At 64.8% G+C, this 16754-nt stretch carries 20 protein-coding genes and 1 riboswitch; of the genes, 12 read left to right on the forward strand and 8 right to left on the reverse strand.

The genetic code is table 11. The annotated features are described in order from the left end of the window. Nucleotides 1-26: 26 nt before the first annotated feature. Nucleotides 27-773, reverse strand: a complete 747-nt coding sequence (gene ydfG / locus VSR72_RS20480; protein WP_342954157.1) for a bifunctional NADP-dependent 3-hydroxy acid dehydrogenase/3-hydroxypropionate dehydrogenase YdfG — start codon at nt 771-773, stop codon at nt 27-29. A gap of 197 nt (nt 774-970) precedes the next feature. After that, nucleotides 971-1108, forward strand: a riboswitch (ZMP/ZTP riboswitch). Nucleotides 1109-1283: 175 nt separating this feature from the next. Between ydfG and glyA the strand changes: the two genes are divergently transcribed. From glyA to VSR72_RS20515, 7 genes are all read left to right on the forward strand, one after another. Beyond that, nucleotides 1284-2531: a serine hydroxymethyltransferase gene (gene glyA / locus VSR72_RS20485; RefSeq protein ID WP_342954158.1), complete on the forward strand. Its 1248-nt coding sequence runs from the start codon at nt 1284-1286 to the stop codon at nt 2529-2531. Nucleotides 2532-2546: 15 nt separating this feature from the next. Further along, nucleotides 2547-3029, forward strand: coding sequence for a transcriptional regulator NrdR (gene nrdR / locus VSR72_RS20490; protein ID WP_342954159.1), 483 nt, complete (start codon nt 2547-2549; stop codon nt 3027-3029). A 157-nt stretch (nt 3030-3186) separates the two neighbouring features. Continuing rightward, the gene (locus VSR72_RS20495) at nt 3187-3723 is read left to right on the forward strand and encodes a GspH/FimT family pseudopilin (protein ID WP_342954160.1); all 537 of its coding nucleotides are present in this window, start codon (nt 3187-3189) and stop codon (nt 3721-3723) included. Next, nucleotides 3720-4148, forward strand: coding sequence for a hypothetical protein (locus VSR72_RS20500; RefSeq protein WP_342954161.1), 429 nt, complete (start codon nt 3720-3722; stop codon nt 4146-4148). The genes VSR72_RS20495 and VSR72_RS20500 overlap by 4 nt, the downstream gene beginning before the upstream one ends. Next, nucleotides 4145-4939, forward strand: coding sequence for a PilW family protein (locus VSR72_RS20505; RefSeq protein WP_342954162.1), 795 nt, complete (start codon nt 4145-4147; stop codon nt 4937-4939). The genes VSR72_RS20500 and VSR72_RS20505 overlap by 4 nt, the downstream gene beginning before the upstream one ends. Further along, nucleotides 4936-5472 carry a hypothetical protein gene (locus tag VSR72_RS20510; protein ID WP_342954163.1) on the forward strand — a complete coding sequence of 179 codons (537 nt, stop codon included), beginning with the start codon at nt 4936-4938 and terminating at the stop codon, nt 5470-5472. The genes VSR72_RS20505 and VSR72_RS20510 overlap by 4 nt, the downstream gene beginning before the upstream one ends. A gap of 20 nt (nt 5473-5492) precedes the next feature. Next, nucleotides 5493-5924: a type IV pilin protein gene (locus VSR72_RS20515; RefSeq protein WP_342954164.1), complete on the forward strand. Its 432-nt coding sequence runs from the start codon at nt 5493-5495 to the stop codon at nt 5922-5924. A gap of 29 nt (nt 5925-5953) precedes the next feature. Here VSR72_RS20515 and VSR72_RS20520 read toward each other — a convergent pair whose 3' ends face one another. From VSR72_RS20520 to VSR72_RS20530, 3 genes are all read right to left on the reverse strand, one after another. After that, nucleotides 5954-6430, reverse strand: coding sequence for a DUF3318 domain-containing protein (locus VSR72_RS20520; protein ID WP_342954165.1), 477 nt, complete (start codon nt 6428-6430; stop codon nt 5954-5956). A 15-nt stretch (nt 6431-6445) separates the two neighbouring features. Further along, nucleotides 6446-6832 (reverse strand): phage holin family protein, encoded by a 387-nt coding sequence (locus tag VSR72_RS20525; RefSeq protein ID WP_342954180.1) that lies wholly within the window; start codon nt 6830-6832, stop codon nt 6446-6448. A gap of 185 nt (nt 6833-7017) precedes the next feature. After that, the gene (locus VSR72_RS20530; protein ID WP_007584918.1) at nt 7018-7320 is read right to left on the reverse strand and encodes a DUF883 family protein; all 303 of its coding nucleotides are present in this window, start codon (nt 7318-7320) and stop codon (nt 7018-7020) included. A gap of 362 nt (nt 7321-7682) precedes the next feature. On the opposite strand from VSR72_RS20530, the gene VSR72_RS20535 reads away from it, so the two are divergent. Then, the gene (locus VSR72_RS20535) at nt 7683-8321 is read left to right on the forward strand and encodes a peroxiredoxin (RefSeq protein WP_342954166.1); all 639 of its coding nucleotides are present in this window, start codon (nt 7683-7685) and stop codon (nt 8319-8321) included. Between the two features lie 90 nt (nt 8322-8411). On the opposite strand, the gene VSR72_RS20540 is transcribed toward VSR72_RS20535, so the two are convergent. Then, entirely contained in the window at nt 8412-9602 is a 1191-nt protein-coding gene (locus tag VSR72_RS20540) for an acyl-CoA dehydrogenase (protein ID WP_342954167.1), read from the reverse strand. A 129-nt stretch (nt 9603-9731) separates the two neighbouring features. Here VSR72_RS20540 and VSR72_RS20545 point away from each other — a divergent pair, with 129 nt between their 5' ends. Continuing rightward, entirely contained in the window at nt 9732-10532 is an 801-nt protein-coding gene (locus VSR72_RS20545; RefSeq protein ID WP_342954168.1) for an IclR family transcriptional regulator, read from the forward strand. 70 nt (nt 10533-10602) lie between these two features. Here VSR72_RS20545 and argF read toward each other — a convergent pair whose 3' ends face one another. Next, complete coding sequence (gene argF, locus VSR72_RS20550; protein WP_342954169.1) at nt 10603-11532, reverse strand: ornithine carbamoyltransferase; 930 nt, start codon at nt 11530-11532, stop codon at nt 10603-10605. A 652-nt stretch (nt 11533-12184) separates the two neighbouring features. Here argF and VSR72_RS20555 point away from each other — a divergent pair. Beyond that, nucleotides 12185-12532, forward strand: coding sequence for a DUF3579 domain-containing protein (locus VSR72_RS20555; protein ID WP_133182706.1), 348 nt, complete (start codon nt 12185-12187; stop codon nt 12530-12532). A gap of 196 nt (nt 12533-12728) precedes the next feature. Here VSR72_RS20555 and rpsT read toward each other — a convergent pair whose 3' ends face one another. Continuing rightward, entirely contained in the window at nt 12729-13001 is a 273-nt protein-coding gene (rpsT, locus tag VSR72_RS20560) for a 30S ribosomal protein S20 (protein WP_342954170.1), read from the reverse strand. Nucleotides 13002-13415: 414 nt separating this feature from the next. Between rpsT and murJ the strand changes: the two genes are divergently transcribed. Further along, nucleotides 13416-14966, forward strand: a complete 1551-nt coding sequence (gene murJ, locus VSR72_RS20565; RefSeq protein ID WP_342954171.1) for a murein biosynthesis integral membrane protein MurJ — start codon at nt 13416-13418, stop codon at nt 14964-14966. A 5-nt stretch (nt 14967-14971) separates the two neighbouring features. Further along, entirely contained in the window at nt 14972-15811 is an 840-nt protein-coding gene (locus VSR72_RS20570; RefSeq protein ID WP_342954172.1) for a SirB1 family protein, read from the forward strand. 81 nt (nt 15812-15892) lie between these two features. Here the strand turns inward: VSR72_RS20570 and VSR72_RS20575 are convergent, their stop codons facing one another. Continuing rightward, a complete protein-coding gene (locus tag VSR72_RS20575) occupies nt 15893-16651 on the reverse strand; it encodes a 3-hydroxyacyl-CoA dehydrogenase (RefSeq protein ID WP_342954173.1) in 759 nt (252 codons plus the stop codon). Between the last annotated feature and the right edge of the window lie 103 nt (nt 16652-16754).

Genomic DNA, 16754 nt, shown 5'->3' on the forward strand with positions numbered 1-16754 from the left:
GTAAGTATAAAATTTGTAAGGTAATTTTAGCCGCGATGGATGCTCAGACCCGCGAAAGTCTGGGCAACGGGCATCAGTTCGATCGTGTTGATGTTGACGTGCGCGGGGCGCGTGGCGATCCAGTAGATCGAGTCGGCGATGTCCTCGGCCGTGAGCGGTTGCACGTCCTTGTAGACGTTGGCCGCCTTGCTGTCGTCGCCGCGAAAGCGCACGTTCGAGAACTCGGTGCCGCCGCACAGGCCCGGCTCGATGTCGGTCACGCGCAGCGCGGTGCCCGCGAGGTCCGCGCGCAGGTTCAGGCTGAACTGGCGCACGAACGCCTTGGTGGCGCCGTAGACGTTGCCGCCCGGATACGGCCAGCGGCCCGCCACCGAACCGAGGTTGAAAATGTGGCCGCGGTTACGCGCGACCATGCCGGGCAGGAACGCATGGGTGACCTGCACGAGGCCCGTGCAGTTGGTCTCGATCATGGTTTCCCACTCGTCGAGGTCGGCCTTCTGTGCCGGCTCCACGCCGAGCGCAAGGCCGGCGTTGTTGACCAGCACGTCGACGCCGGCGAACTCGGGCGGCAACGCGCCTGGCGCGGCTTCGACTGCTGCGCGGTCACGCACGTCGAGTTCGATGGGCAGAAGGGCGTCGCCGAGTTCGGCGGCGAGCGCGTCGAGGCGGTCCTTGCGGCGGGCCGTGGCGACGACGCGATGTCCGCCCTTGACGAAGGCACGCGCGATGGCGGCGCCAAATCCTGCGGACGCGCCGGTGACGAAAACGATCATGGTGGCTCCCTGGTCGGTAGAAGGCGAAGAAAGGGGAAAGCCTACTTCCAATGCCGCGCTGCGGCAAGGAAGGGACAGAACGCGCGAGGCCCGCATGGCCGCGGCCGCCGCCCTTCGCGCCCCACGCCGCGGGGCGCCCGAGCGCACTGGGGGCGGGCGGTTGCCTATTCCCTGCCGTTCCAATACACTAACGCGCTCAATCCCTGCGTGACTGGCGATAGGGTTCCGAAATGGCAGCATTAGAGGTAGCAATGCGCTCGCTATTGGGGACTCAAGGTGGAACGACCCACCGTGAAGCGCGGGGTGCCGTTTTGCCGTTCGCCTGGGCAGCCTGATTCCGCGCGCTTTCATTAGCGCTGCTGGGCCTTGACCGGCCGTGGCTGTCCTGCCTCGCGTGTGCGGCACCTCCTTCTGCCACGTCAAGGCTGGCCTCTTCGCCAGCAGCGCCGCGTACCCGCTACGCGTTCCGCGCGAGACCCGGTCAACCTGAACACACTTAACGGAATCCGTATGTTTGACAGAGCCGAAAGCACCATCGCCAACGTCGATCCCGAACTCTTCAAGGCGATCGAACTCGAAAACCGCCGCCAGGAAGAGCACATCGAGCTCATCGCGTCGGAAAACTACACCTCGCCCGCGGTCATGGCCGCGCAGGGTTCGCAGCTCACCAACAAGTACGCCGAAGGCTACCCCGGTAAGCGCTATTACGGCGGCTGCGAATACGTGGATATCGTCGAGCAGCTCGCGATCGACCGCGTGAAGGAACTGTTCGGCGCCGAAGCGGCGAACGTTCAGCCGAACTCCGGTTCGCAGGCCAACCAGGGCGTGTTCTTCGCCGTGCTCAAGCCGGGCGACACGATCATGGGCATGAGCCTCGCCGAAGGCGGTCACCTCACGCACGGCATGGCGCTCAACATGAGCGGCAAGTGGTTCAACGTCGTGAGCTATGGCCTCGACGCCAACGAGGATATCGATTACGAAGCCCTCGAAAAGCGCGCGCACGAAACCAAACCGAAGCTGATCATCGCGGGCGCTTCGGCATTCGCGCTGCGTATCGACTTCGAGCGCATCGCCAAGGTTGCGAAGGCCGTCGGCGCGTACTTCATGGTCGACATGGCGCACTACGCCGGCCTGATCGCCGCGGGCGTCTACCCGAACCCCGTTCCGCACGCCGACTTCGTCACCACGACCACGCACAAGAGCCTGCGCGGCCCGCGCGGCGGCGTGATCCTGATGAAGGCGGAGTTCGAGAAGCAGATCAACTCGGCCATCTTCCCGGGCATCCAGGGCGGTCCGCTCATGCACGTGATCGCGGGCAAGGCCGTGGCGTTCAAGGAAGCGCTTTCGCCGGAGTTCAAGACCTACCAGCAGCACGTGGTCGAAAACGCGCGCGTGCTGGCCGAAACGCTGGTCAAGCGCGGTCTGCGCATCGTCTCGGGCCGCACGGAAAGCCACGTGATGCTCGTGGACCTGCGCGCGAAGAACATCACCGGCAAGGCGGCTGAAGCCGTGCTGGGCGCCGCGCACATCACGGTGAACAAGAACGCGATTCCGAACGACCCGGAAAAGCCGTTCGTCACGAGCGGTATCCGCCTCGGTTCGCCGGCCATGACGACGCGCGGCTTTGGCGTGAAGGAAGCCGAGCAGGTGGGCAACCTGATTGCCGACGTGCTCGACAATCCGGAAGACGCGGCCACGATCGAGCGCGTCAAGGCGCAGGTCGCCGAGCTGACGAAGCGTTTCCCGGTTTACCGCTAAGCCACGCGATAACCCATGCGCTGCCCCTTTTGCCGGCACGAAGACACGCAGGTCGTTGACTCGCGCGTGTCCGAAGACGGCGCCGCGATCCGGCGCCGCCGCCGCTGCCCGGCCTGCGACAAGCGTTTCACGACGTACGAGCGGGTCGAGCTGGCGATGCCGGCCATCGTCAAGAAGGATGGCAGCCGCACGGAATTCGACCGCCGCAAGATCATGGCGAGCATGCAACTGGCGCTGCGCAAGCGGCCCGTTGCAGCCGACGCGATCGATGCGGCGGTTGCCCGCATCGAGTATCAACTGCTCGGCAGCGGCGAGCGCGAAGTGCGCAGCGAGCGCCTTGGCGAGCTCGTGATGGGCGAGTTGCGCGAACTCGACAAGGTTGCGTTCGTACGGTTTGCTTCGGTGTACCGACGCTTCGAGGACGTCTCCGAATTCGAAGACGTGATCGAGGAATTCCGCCGTGCGGGTGCTGCCAACCACCCCACGAAAAAGCGCTGAGCGCATTCGCATTTTTCTTCCCTCCTGCCTTGCCGCTGTCGTAACGCTTGCATTCTCGCGAGCCGACACTGCGCGCACCAGCTAGCCGTTCGGCTAATTGTTTCGTTTCGCTTTCGTCCGTAGATTGATGGCAATCCGCTCAAACTAAGGATTGCTGATGAAGTACCGAGGATTCACGCTCGTCGAGACCATGGTCGTCATCGTCTTGCTGGCGATCTGCGCGACGGTTTCCACGCCCGTTTTTACCGCGTGGCGCGTGCGCGATCAGGTCGATGCGCGCGCGAACGCGATGCTCGGCACGCTCGCCTACGCGCGCAATGAGGCAATACGGCGTAAGGCGCGCATCACCGTTTGCCGCGTCGACACTGCGCGCAACTGCCTTGCGGCGGCGAAAGCGTGTCCGTCCGGTCTTGCCGACTGGTCCTGCGGCTGGGCTGTCATGATCGAGCGCGCAGGCGCGTATATCCCGTTGCGCATCCAGCCGGAGCTTGATGCGATTAGCGTGGCGTCGGGGCTCACCGCCATCACGTTTTCGCCGCCGGCGGGGCAGACCATTGGCAGCTTGCGCAACTTTGAGATTGCCCCACGTGCCACGACGGCAGCACAACGCGGCTCGGGCTGGCGGCGCTGCATACGCATCGCCGCGGGGGGCCGGGCACGCGTCAGCGACGGCGCATGCGCGGGGGCGTCATGAGCCGGGTGGGCGAGCAGGGCGTGCGCGGATCGACGCTGCTCGAAGTCGCCATCGCACTCGGGGTCATGGCGATGTGCGGGCTCGGCCTGATGAGCACGCAACTCGGGCTGGCCCGGCACGCGCAGCTAGCAGCGGCGCGCGAGCGCGCTTCGTTTGCCGCCGACGCCATTGCCGAAGCCGCGCGCGTGGCAGGTTCAACGAGCGCTACGACGGATCGATGGAAGGCGCTGACGGCGAGCGTCGTGCCCGAGGGGCGGCTGACCACGTCGAGCGAGGGCGGCGACGCATCGATTGCGTCCGTGAGTTGGGCAGCAACACCGTTCGGCGCGGCGTCAGGGGCGGCGGCGGATTTGCGGGTCGCGCCGTGTATCGATGCCGCTGTGCCCGCTGGGCGCGCCTGCGTCGCCCTGGCGTTTTTGCGATGAGCGAGCGCGTCGCCCATGTGCGCCATACCGGCCACACACTGCTCGAACTGACGATCGCGGTGGCGCTCGGCCTCGTAGTGACGCTTGGCGCGCTCTCGGCCTACCGCACGCAGCGCCAGGCCTACGTATATGCGAGCGACGCCTCGCGCATCCACGAGGCCGGCATGAATGCGTTGATGTTGATTGGCGAGCAGATCCAGATGGCCGGCTTTGTTGCCGCGGATGCACGCTCGCCGCTTGCCGGCACATCGATCTTCGGCTGCGCTGCCGGGCGCCCGACCGGCGCCGATGGAGCGCTTGCCTGCGAGTCGTTGTCGAGCCGCTCCGATGGAGTGGCCGTGCGCTATCAAGGCGACAGTGTCTCGACGTGGCCCGCCTCAAACGGCCAGGTCACCGACTGCCTTGGGCAGGCGGTTGGTGCGGCGGGCGTCGAAATCGTGAATCGGTACCACGCCAAGGTGAGCGGTTCGACCGGCGAGACCGAGCTTTACTGCGAGGGCTCCGGCAAGGTCGGCACGGCGCAGCCGCTCGTCGAGGGCGTCGAGCGTCTGCGCTTGCGCTACTGGGCGGCTGGCGCGGCGCAGGCGGTCGAGGCTTCGGCGCTCACGCGCGATCAGTGGGCGTCGGTCGTGGCGGTCGATCTGTGTGTGCAGGTGCGCGGGGCGGCTTTGTCGCGGCGCCTGCGCTACGTCGATTGCGATGGTGTGCAGGCGGTCGGTGCGGATGGGCGAGCTCGACAAGTATTCTGGCGGCACATCGTGCTGCGTAACGTTCTGCCGGCGGCGTCGTGAGAGCGCGCTATCGCCGGAAGCTTCGCACAGGCACCGGTCGTCGCGGCGTGGCGCTGCCGGTTGTGCTGCTCATCGTCGCGATGATGCTCGTGACCTCGGCGGGGTGGTTCGAGGCTGCGCTACTGGCGCGGCGCAACGCAGATGCCGTCGCCGATCATCTGCAGTCCTTCCATGCCGCAGACGCCGCGCTCGTGTTGTGCTCGCGTGCGCTGACGAACGGCACGCTGGCCGCGCCTGCGGCCGCTGCGCAGTCCGGCGAGCCGCAAGCGTGGCGCAGACAGGAGAGCTTCGAGCGGCAGGCCGTTGCGCCCGTGGCCACGTGGCCGGGGTCTGCGCGCGCGCCGCAATGCTTCGTCGAGGCCTGGCGCGTCGAGAGCCGTCCGCTGGCGCGCGCGTATCTCGTCACGACGCGTGGGTTCGGCGCATCGGAAGATGCGCAAAGCTGGCTGCAGGACCAGTTGGTCATCGAAACCGCGGGCGAGGCGACGCGCGTCGAGCATCACTGGCGGCACGTCGTCGCGAGGCCGTTTTGACGAGGCAGACGGGAGGAAAGGTGGAGAGAAACCGGTACAACGCGTTCACACTGCTCGAACTGGTCATCGCGCTGGCGGTGGCGGCTATCGTCGCGGCCTTCGCTTTGCCGGGATGGAGCGCGCAGATCGCGCGGGGACATCGCATCGACGCCGTGGCCGCGCTCTATCGTGCGGCGCAACTCGTCGATACGCAGAGCGCGTCGACGCTGTCTTTGCCCACGGGATTCGACCAGGCGCCCCCGACGGGAAGGCCCATCTACCGCTTGCACCTGATGCCCGCCGACGAGTCCAATGGCGGCTACGCCATCGCAGCCGATCCTGTGGACACTGGGCCGATGCGCGGTGATGCCTGCGGTGCTTTCGTACTCGACGCAACCGGCGCGCGTAGCAACCACGCTGCAGGGGGCGGCGCTGTCGCGGCGGCTACGCAAATGTGCTGGAGGGACCGGTGAACGCCGTGGACCCGGCGAGCGGGCCGCGATCAGCCGGTGATGTCGTCTTCGTCGGACCTGGCGCTCGCGGGCGAGGTTGCTGAGCCGCCGCGCTGGCGCCGCACCTGCTGCCATACGCGATATGCCTCCCACGCCGTAAAGGCGAGGCCGCCCCACTTGATAACGGGGCGCGCGGCCGACACGATGCTCGTGCGCAGCGGCTTCGCCACGATGAGCGAAACGAGCGAGCTGACCAGCGGATATTCCTTGAGCAGGCTGCCGAGGCCGGAAACCACGCCGCCGCCGCCGGAGCCTGAGCGACCGAATCCGGGCACCACGAAGCGCAGCCAGCTGAAGTTCGTGACCGTCGAGCGGATGTCCACGAGCGCTTCGGCCATTTCTGCGCGCTCGACGCTCGCACGCACGAGCAGCAGTTCTTTGCGCAGCGCGCGCAGCTGCGGCGTCGAAAGGTCGTGTGCGCGACCGCGGCGGGGGCGAAAGGCGGTGTCCGTTCGGGGTTGGTTCATGGGGTTGGCTCGCGGCTAGGGGTTGCGCAGGGCATCTCGGTCTTTCTCGAATTCCTCGAGCGTCGCCTGGAACACGAGTGGCGCGGTGTGCAGGCCGCGTCGCGCCTTCAGGCCGCAGAAAATCGCCGCGATCGCATAGACGATCGTAAGACCGGCGAGCGCCTCCAGGCGGTAGGTGTCCCAGAAGGCGATGGCAACGAGCGCCGTGAGCGCGATCAGCGCAAGCATCGCGAACATCATCCCCGCGAGGCCAAGGAAGAGCACGCCGATGAGGCGGTCCTTCTCTTCGGCGAGTTCGATGCCGATCAGCTCTAGCCGCGTCTGTAGCATCGCGGACGCGGAGCCGAGCAGTCGGCGCAACGGCCCGTGTTCGTGTCGCTGCGAGTGGGTGTCTGTCGTCATGGCGATGGCAGGTGGCTCAGGCTTTTGCCCGAGCAATGCGCAAGAGAAAACAGCCGGCGGGATCGTCCGGCGAGACCAGGCGGCGCGGCGCACCAGCGAAACGTCAAGCACTCGCTGCCAGCGGCCGTTCGAGCGCGCCGCGCGAGCGGCCACAAGACCGTCCGCGTGGCGCGACGAGCGCCGCTTTATTTGCGGTTGATCAGCAGACCGACCAGCACGCCCACGCCGGCGGCGATGCCGATCGATGCCCACGGATGCTCGTGGACGTAGTCGTCGGTGGCGCGTGCCGCTTTCTTGCCTTTCTCGACCACGACCACCTGGACGTCGGCGGCCTTCTCTTTTGCCTGCTTCAGACGCGAGAGTGCCGTTTCGCGCAATTCCGAAGCGCGCTCGCCCGTAGCGCTCGCTGCCTGCTTGAGCAGGTCCTCTGCATCCGCGAGGACGGTTTTGATATCGGACATCAGCCTCTCCTTGTTGACCTCTGACATTGACTGGCTCCCATCGTGTCACATCACGCGTGAATCGTAACAAAGATACGGGCGCTGGCAAGCGTGACGCGCCGCCACGACCTCGGAATTCGCACGATCCGTTCCCACGAACGCGTGTGGACGGGGTTTTGAATCACGCGCGCAAAAGAAGCGCGCGGTGAGAGTCATTGATCTGATCCGGCACCTAAAGTTTCGTTCAGCCGGCTCAAAATTACAAATACTCATACCGGTGTGAGGCGATGTTCGTTCGCGGCACGCGACCAGGGCCTGTATGCTTGAGTGTTGTAAACGTCTACTGGATCAACGGGCCGCGCGCCCCGTATCGATCAAACTCCGTTCACCTCGTTCACAGGAACCGCACCATGAGTCTACGTCTTGGCGATATCGCACCTGACTTCGAGCAGGATTCGAGCATTGGCCGCATCAAGTTTCACGAGTGGCTCGGCAATAGCTGGGGCGTGCTGTTTTCGCATCCGGCCGATTTCACGCCGGTCTGCACGACCGAGCTTGGCCTGACCGCGAAGCTCAAGGACGAATTCGAAAAGCGCAACGTGAAGACGATTGCACTTTCGGTGGATACCGCCCAGTCGCACAACGAGTGGATCAAGGACATCAACGAGACGCAGGCGGCGAGCGTGGGCTTCCCGATTCTCGCTGACGGCGACCGCAAGGTGTCCACGCTCTACGACATGATCCACCCGAACGCGAACGAGACGCTCACGGTGCGCTCGCTCTTCGTGATCGACCCGAACAAGAAGGTGCGCCTCATCATCACCTATCCGGCGAGTACGGGCCGCAACTTCGACGAAGTGCTGCGCGTGATCGACTCGCTGCAGCTCACCGACCACTACCAGGTCGCGACGCCAGGCAACTGGAAGCAGGGCGACGACGTCGTGATCGTCCCGTCGCTGAAGGACGAAGAAGTCATCAAGCAGAAATTCCCGAAGGGTTACAAGGCCCTGCGTCCGTATCTGCGCATGACGCCGCAGCCGAACAAGTAAGCCGTTGCGCCAGCGCCAAAACAAAAACGCCGCACGAAGCCCATCGTGCGGCGTTTTTTCATGCGAAGGCGATGTAGCGCAGGGCGACGATCAGAAGAACGCCTGAATGCCCGTCTGTGCGCGGCCGAGGATCAGCGCGTGAATGTCGTGCGTGCCTTCGTACGTGTTCACCACTTCGAGGTTCACGAGGTGACGCGCCACGCCGAATTCGTCGGAGATGCCGTTGCCGCCCAGCATGTCGCGGGCGAGGCGTGCGATATCGAGCGACTTGCCGCACGAATTACGCTTCATGATCGACGTGATCTCCACAGCCGCCGTGCCTTCGTCTTTCATGCGGCCAAGACGCAGGCAACCCTGCAGGCCGAGCGTGATTTCCGTCTGCATGTCGGCGAGCTTCTTCTGGATCAGCTGGTTCGCCGCGAGCGGGCGGCCGAACTGCTTGCGGTCGAGCACGTACTGCCGCGCCGTGTGCCAGCACGATTCCGCGGCGCCGAGCGCGCCCCAGGCAATGCCGTAGCGTGCAGAATTCAGGCACGTGAACGGACCGCGCAAGCCTTTCACGCCCGGCATGATGTTCTCTTCCGGCACGAACACTTCGTCGAGCACGATTTCACCGGTGATCGACGCGCGCAGGCCCACCTTGCCGTGGATGGCCGGGGCCGAGAGACCCTTCCAGCCTTTCTCCAGAATGAAGCCGCGGATGTCGTCCTTGCCGTCTTCCTCGAGCTTCGCCCAGACGACGAACACGTCGGCGATAGGCGAGTTCGTGATCCACATCTTCGCGCCCGAGAGCGAGTAGCCGCCGTTCACCTTCTTCGCGCGCGTGACCATGCTGCCCGGGTCCGAGCCATGGTTCGGCTCCGTGAGGCCGAAGCAGCCGATCCACTCGCCGCTGGCGAGCTTGGGCAGGTACTTCTGCTTTTGCGCTTCCGAGCCGAATTCGAAGATCGGCACCATCACGAGCGACGACTGCACCGACATCATCGAGCGATAGCCCGAGTCGACGCGCTCCACTTCGCGCGCGATCAGGCCATAGGCCACGTAGTTGAGGCCGGGGCCGCCGTATTGCTCGGGAATCGTCGGGCCGAGCAGGCCGACTTCACCCATCTCGCGGAAGATCGAGGCGTCCGTCTTCTCGTGGCGGAACGCTTCCAGCACGCGCGGCGCGAGCTTGTCCTGGGCGTACGCGGCGGCGGCGTCGCGCACCATGCGCTCCTCTTCGGTGAGCTGCTGGTCGAGCAGAAGCGGGTCTTCCCAATGGAACTGGGCGTGTGCGGCCATGGTGTCTCTCCTTCCTTTCCTGAATCCTTGATTGGGCGAATTTGCGCTTGACTCGAGTTCCGCTATGCGAAACAATGTTTTGCAAATTGACTTTAGTGTAGCACCAGGGCGCCCATGTCCGCATCCGGAATGACTACGACTTCATCTTTTTCTTCTTCGCTGGCTGAGGGCCCGATCGACGAGCGCAAATTCGTCGTGGCGCTCGCCCGCGGGCTCGACCTGCTGCGGGCGTTCCGCCCCGGCGAAACGCTGCTCGGCAACCGCGATTTCGTGGAGCGTACTGGGCTGCCGAAGGCGACCGTGAATCGGCTCGCGTACACGCTCACTGTGCTCGGCTATCTGCGTTTTGACGAATCGCTCGGCAAATATGCGCTCGACGCCGGGGTGCTGTCACTCGGCTTTGCGCTGCTTTCGGGCACGGACACGCTCGAACTCGCGCGCCCGCATATGCGCGCGTTCGCGCGCGAGGTGGGCGCGGCGGTGTCGCTCGGGTGCCGCGACGGCCTCGACGTGATTTATCTGGAGACGATCCGCAGCGAGACGGCGCTCACGCTCGGCCTCGCCTCGGGCTCGCGGCTGTCGATGCTCACGAGCTCGATGGGCCGCGCGTACCTGGCCGTGCAGCCAATCGACGTGCGTATGGCGTTGTTCGCGGAACTGGAAAAGACAGCGGGCACCGAAGGGCCTGCGCTGGTCGAGGCCGCAAAACGCGAGATCGAAGTGTTCGGCAGGGAAGGGTGCTGCTATTCGTTTCGCGACTGGCACGAAGACGTCAACGCCGTGGCGGTGCCGTTTCGCGAGCCGCGCGAGCGGCAGTGGCTCGTGCTCAGCTGCAGCGGCCCGGCTTCGTCGATGGGGCCCGACGTGTTCCGCGAGCGCGTGGCGCCGCTCCTGAAGTCGCTGGCGCGGCGTCTTGGCGAAACGGTCTGACGCGCGAGCCGCAGCGGGCACAAAAAAGCCGACCCTCGGGTCGGCTTTTTCATGATGGCTTACGCGACGCTCAGTGGTTCAAGCGGCCGAGCAGCAAGAACTCCATGAGCGCCTTCTGAACGTGCAGGCGGTTTTCCGCCTCGTCCCACACCACGCTCTGCGGGCCGTCGATCACCTCGGCGCTCACTTCCTCGCCGCGGTGCGCGGGCAGGCAGTGCATGAAGAGGGCGTCGGCGTTGGCGCGGGCCATCATCGGCGCGTCCACGCACCAGTCGGCGAAGGCCTGCTTGCGCGCTTCGTTTTCCGCCTCGAAGCCCATGCTCGTCCAGACGTCGGTCGTCACGAGGTCGGCGCCGTCGCAGGCGTCGTGCGGGTCCTCGAACACTTCATAGAACGGCTTGCTTTCCGGCGCGACCAGCGCCGGATCGAGCGGATAGCCCGGCGGCGTGGAGATGCGCAGCTTGAAGCCGAGGATCTGCGCGGCTTCGATCCACGTGTAGAGCATGTTGTTGGCGTCGCCGACCCACGCCACGGTCTTGCCGCGGATCAGGCCACGGTGCTCGTAGAACGTGAAGATGTCGGCCAGCACCTGGCAAGGGTGGTACTCGTTCGTGAGGCCGTTGATGACCGGCACGCGCGAGCTTTCGGCAAAGCGCTCCAGGATGTCCTGGCCGAACGTGCGGATCATGATGATGTCGACCATGCGCGAGATGACCTGCGCCGAATCTTCGATCGGCTCACCGCGGCCGAGCTGCGTGTCGCGCGTGTTCATGAACACGGCGTGGCCGCCCAGCTGGAAGATACCCGCTTCGAACGAGAGGCGCGTGCGCGTGGAACTCTTCTCGAAGATCATCGCCAGCGTGCGGTCGTGCAGCGGGTGATAGGTCTCGTAGTTCTTGAACTTGCGCTTCAGGATGCGCGCGCGCTCCAGCACATATTCATATTCGTCAAGGGAGAAATCCTTGAACTGCAGGTAATGGCGTATGGTCCGGGAGGTCATGAAACAAAAACGGCGCCCGATCCGGCCTCGAACTGCAGGATTGGGCCGGCGACGCCGCTGCGGTTGGTGGTAAGTCAAAGCAGCATAAAGGATTTTGCGCAATTTGACGAGTTGCCCAATATTTAGGCAGGGTGCTTTGGCGCGTGGTGGCAGGAGCTTTCGTGATGCCGTTCCTGACTGTTTTGCGGGCATCGCGAGGGCCCGGATTTAGCCTTTCAAGTGCCTTGTGTGCACTGCGTCAAAACGGTCCGTGCGCTATAATCCCAGAGATTTCTTAGGCACGACAAACGGGCCCTGAACGTTGGGTGGCAACACCAGCGGCAAGGTGGCGACACCGCGCGGCAACGGCAGGCAAGCCCCTGGAAACGGCCTGTGCGCTGACTGGCAGTGCGCCACGAAATCGTCCCGTCGATCCCGTTGCGAGACCTACTTGTGACAGCGTGTGGCAGCGGCGGCGATTTTCGAGACTTCACGCCAGGCGGGGTGCGCGGCAGCCGTTCCCGATCCATCGGACTGTCCATGCGCGTGGCGGCGGGCGATCCCCGCGGCCAGCGTTCCGCGGTACCCGCGAGGTACCGGCGCGGACGCAGCGCTCGTGCCGCCGTTACATGCTGCAAACGCACCCAGCAGCTACACACACAGGTACTCCTGCATGGCCGACGAAGCTCCAACCGAATACTTCATTCAAGGCATCACCAGCGCGGGGAAGAAGTTTCGTCCGAGCGACTGGTCGGAGCGTCTGGCCGGGGTGATGTCGAGCTTCGGCCCGAAGGCGTCGGCCAATGCGCGCGGCCCGAACGCCTATCTGCGCTACTCGCTCTATGTGCGCCCGACGATGATCGGCGACCTCAAGGTCGTGGTGCTGGATTCGCGTTTGAAGGACGTCGAGCCGATGGCCTTTAACTTCGTGATGAATTTCGCGAAGGACAACGACCTCGTCGTGACCGAGGCGTGCGAACTGCCGCACGATCACGCCACGCAGCAAGCCACCGTGCGCTAAGTGCGCGCCCGCGGCAGCGAACGGACCCGCTTTGGCGGGTTTTTTTGTGTCCTGTTTGTGCCTGTTTGTGCCCGTATGTGCCCCTTTGTGCCCGAGAGGAGCGTGGGGGCGAAAACAAAAAAACCCGCCGAAGCGGGTTTTTTGTCGTGCAGCTCAAAGAGCAGACTGCCAGCCGTGGCCGGCCGTCAGAATCTCTTTACTGTGCAGCTTGCATTGCCTTGACGGCAGCAGCCAGGCGGCTCTTGTTGCGAGCGGCCTTGTTCTTGTGAACGATTTTCTTGTCGGCGATGATGTCGAGCGTCTTGCCCGATGCCTTCAGAACTTCAGCAGCCTTAGCCTGGTCGCCGGCTTCGATTGCCTTGCGAACAGCCTTGATGGCGGTGCGGAACTTCGAGCGCAGTGCCGAGTTGTGCGAGTTTGCCTTAACGGCCTGACGGGCGCGCTTGCGTGCTTGTGCGGAGTTTGCCATTGCGATTCCTTGTGATTGCGGAGCGTGGTTCTACCGACGCTCTTTGCCTGGATTCGAACTTCCGGCAGCGTGGCCGGCGTGTTCAAAACGGTATTTGCCAGTCGCTTTTTGCTTAACCGGCCGCGCCTTTTGTGCCAGAGCAGTTTCCTGCCCTCTTTCCAAGACGCGTTTCGTGCCTTCTGGGAAGACGCGAACCGATGATTATAGCAACAGAATCCGCAGGGTGGCAATCACGGCGCATCAGCGAAGGGAAGGCGGGCGCTCCGGGAGGTGAACGCCTTTCACGCGACGCGGTCACAATCACCGCGCTTTGTCTTTGTCCCCGGTCGCCTGCGCCCTCGCGCGGGGTTTTGCGTCGACCATTGCGCAGCGCATCCGCGATGGAGCGGACGACGCCCGTATAATTACCGCCCCATGAATCTATTCCGAGCCCTGCTGACAGTCAGCGGCTTCACGCTGCTGTCGCGCGTGACCGGTCTGGCCCGAGAAACGCTGATTGCGCGCGCCTTCGGTGCGAGTCAGTACACCGACGCTTTCTACGTCGCGTTTCGTATTCCCAACCTGCTGCGCCGCATCTCGGCGGAGGGCGCCTTTTCGCAGGCGTTCGTGCCGATTCTCGCGGAGTTCAAGAACCAGAAGGGCCACGACGCCACGCGCGCGCTCGTCGACGCCACGTCGACCGTGCTCGCCTGGGTGCTCGCGGTCCTCTCGCTGCTCGGCATTTTCGGCGCATCGTTCGTCGTGATCGTGGTCGCTTCGGGCTTGAAGAGCGACGGGCAGGCGTTCCCGCTCGCCGTCACGATGACGCGCATCATGTTCCCCTATATCGTGTTCATCTCGCTGACGTCGCTCGCGTCCGGCGTGCTCAACACGTACAAGCAGTTCTCGCTGCCCGCGTTTGCGCCGGTGCTGCTCAACGTCTCGTTCATCACGGCGGCCGTGGCCTTCGCGCCGCACATGAAGCAGCCGGTCTACGCGCTCGCGTGGGCCGTGATCGTGGGCGGCGTGCTGCAGTTCATCGTGCAACTGCCGGGACTCAAGCGCATCGACATGATGCCGCGCATCGGCCTGAACCCGCTCAAGGCGCTCGCGCACAAGGGCGTCAAGCGCGTGCTCGCGAAGATGGTGCCCGCCATGTTCGCCGTCTCGGTCGCGCAGATCAGCCTCATCATCAACACCAATATCGCCTCGCGTCTCGGGCCCGGCGCGGTGTCGTGGATCAACTACGCCGACCGCCTGATGGAGTTCCCCACCGCGCTGCTCGGCGTGGCGCTCGGCACGATCCTGTTGCCGAGCCTCTCGAAAGCGCATGTCGATGCCGATCCGCACGAGTACTCGGCGCTGCTCGACTGGGGCTTGCGCGTGACCTTCCTGCTCGCCGCGCCTTCTGCCGTCGCGCTCTTTTTCTTCGCCGAGCCGCTCACGGCCACGCTCTTTCACTACGGCAAGTTCGACGCCACCTCCGTCATCATGACGGGCCGCGCGCTTGCGGCGTACGGGGTGGGGCTCGTCGGCCTCATCCTCATCAAGATCCTTGCGCCCGGCTTCTACGCGCGCCAGGACATCAAAACGCCGGTCAAGATCGGCGTGGGCGTGCTCATCGCCACGCAGATCAGCAACTACATCTTCGTGCCGATCTTCTCGCACGCGGGCTTGACGCTTTCGGTCGGTCTTGGCGCCTGCATGAACGCGCTGCTGCTTTTCATCGGGCTGCGCCGCCGCGGCATCTATATGCCGTCCTCGGGCTGGACGACGTTCTTCGTACAGTTGCTCGGGGCATGTCTTGTGCTGGCAGGGGCGATGCACTGGTGCGCCATCAGCTACGACTGGATCGCGATGCGTCATGAACCGCTCGCGCGCATCGCCTTGCTCGGAGCGTGCCTCGTCCTGTTCGCGGCGCTATATTTCGGTATGCTTTGGTTGATGGGCTTCAAATACGCGTATTTCAAGAGGCGGGCGAAGTGACCACGATGACTACGCGAGTTCTGGACTATTTCAGCGCGCTCGTTGCCGACGACGAAAGCCTGCCGCTCACCGAGGCGGCGCTGTCGATCGCGCAGGACGCGTATCCCGATCTCGATCTGCAAGGCACGCTCGCCGAGATCGATGAACTTGCGTTGCGCGTGCGGCGCCGCATGCCGGAAGGCGCGGACGTGCGCCAGCAGGTTGCCGTGCTCAACCGCTGCTTCTTTCGCGAGATGGGGTTCGCAGCCAACCTCAACGACTTTCTCGACCCCGAAAACAGCCACCTGAACGTCGTGCTCAAGCGCCGGCGCGGCATTCCCATTTCGCTCGCGGTGCTGTATCTGGAGATGGCGACGCAGCTCGGGCTGCCGGTGAAAGGCGTGTCGTTTCCGGGGCATTTTCTGCTGCGCGTCGCGCTGCCCGAAGGCGACGAGATGCTCGATCCCACCACGGGCCGCACGCTCACCGAGTCGGACATGGTGGAGATGCTCGAACCGTTCGTGGCCAACGCCGGCGACTCCGTGGCGCGCGCGCTGCGCATGCTGCTCGAACCGGCCACGCGCCGCGAGATCGTCGCGCGCATGCTGCGCAACCTGAAATCGGTGTATCTGCAGACGGAGCGCTGGCAGCGCCTGCTGGCTATCCAGCAGCGGCTCGTGATTTTGTTGCCGGAGAGCATCGAGGAAGTGCGCGATCGGGGGTTCGCTTATGCGCGGCTCGACTATCTGCGCCCGGCGCTGGAAGACCTCGAACACTATCTCGACGAGCGCCCCGATGCGGAAGACGCGACCGTCGTCGAGGCGCAGCTGCATGAGCTGCGCCAGCGCACGCTCGATAACGACTGAAGCGCTTGAGCGCAAAGCGCAGACAAAAAAGCCCGCGACGACAATCGCGGGCTTTTTTTCGCGCGGGAGCAGGGCGCGCGGTTACTTCGGCTGCATGCGGATCGCGCCGTCCAGACGGATCACCTCGCCGTTGAGCATCGGATTCTCGACGATCTGCTTGACGAGCATGGCGTACTCATCCGGCTTGCCGAGGCGCGGCGGGAACGGGACCATCGCGCCGAGCGCGTCCTGCACTTCCTTGGGCATGCCGAGCAGCATCGGCGTTTCGAAGAGGCCGGGCGCGATCGTCATCACACGGATGCCGCTGCGCGAAAGGTCGCGCGCGATCGGCAGCGTCATCGCGACGACGCCGCCCTTCGACGCAGCGTAGGCCGCCTGGCCGATCTGGCCGTCGTAAGCGGCCACCGACGCCGTGTTGACGATCACGCCGCGCTCGCCGCCTTCGCCGGGCGCCGTCTGGGCGATGGCGGCCGCCGCGAGGCGGATCATGTTGAAGGTGCCGATCAGGTTGACCGAGATGGTCTTCGAGAACGTGTCGAGCGGATGCGGGCCGTCCTTGCCCACGGTCTTCACGGCGGGCGCGATGCCCGCGCAGTTCACGAGGCCGCGCAGCGTGCCAAGCGCGGTTGCCGCTTCTACGGCGCGCGCGCCGTCCTCCTCGCTCGCGACGTCGCACTTCACGAACACGCCGCCCAGTTCTTTGGCGAGCGCGTTGCCCGCTTCCTCGTTGAGGTCGGCGATGACGACCTTGCCGCCTTCGGCCGCGATGAGGCGTGCGCTGGCCGCACCGAGCCCCGACGCGCCGCCGGTGATGAGAAATACGCTGCCGCGGATCTGCATGTTTCGTCTCCTGTCGTTGTGGCGATGCCTTACGCGCAGCGAAAGCCGCGCAAGGCGATGCAAAAACAAAACGGGCCGGCTGGCGTCGCGTCCCGAGTCACAT

Source organism: Paraburkholderia sp. JHI869, assembly GCF_038900775.1.
In the GTDB taxonomy this organism is placed as follows: Bacteria; Pseudomonadota; Gammaproteobacteria; order Burkholderiales; family Burkholderiaceae; genus Paraburkholderia.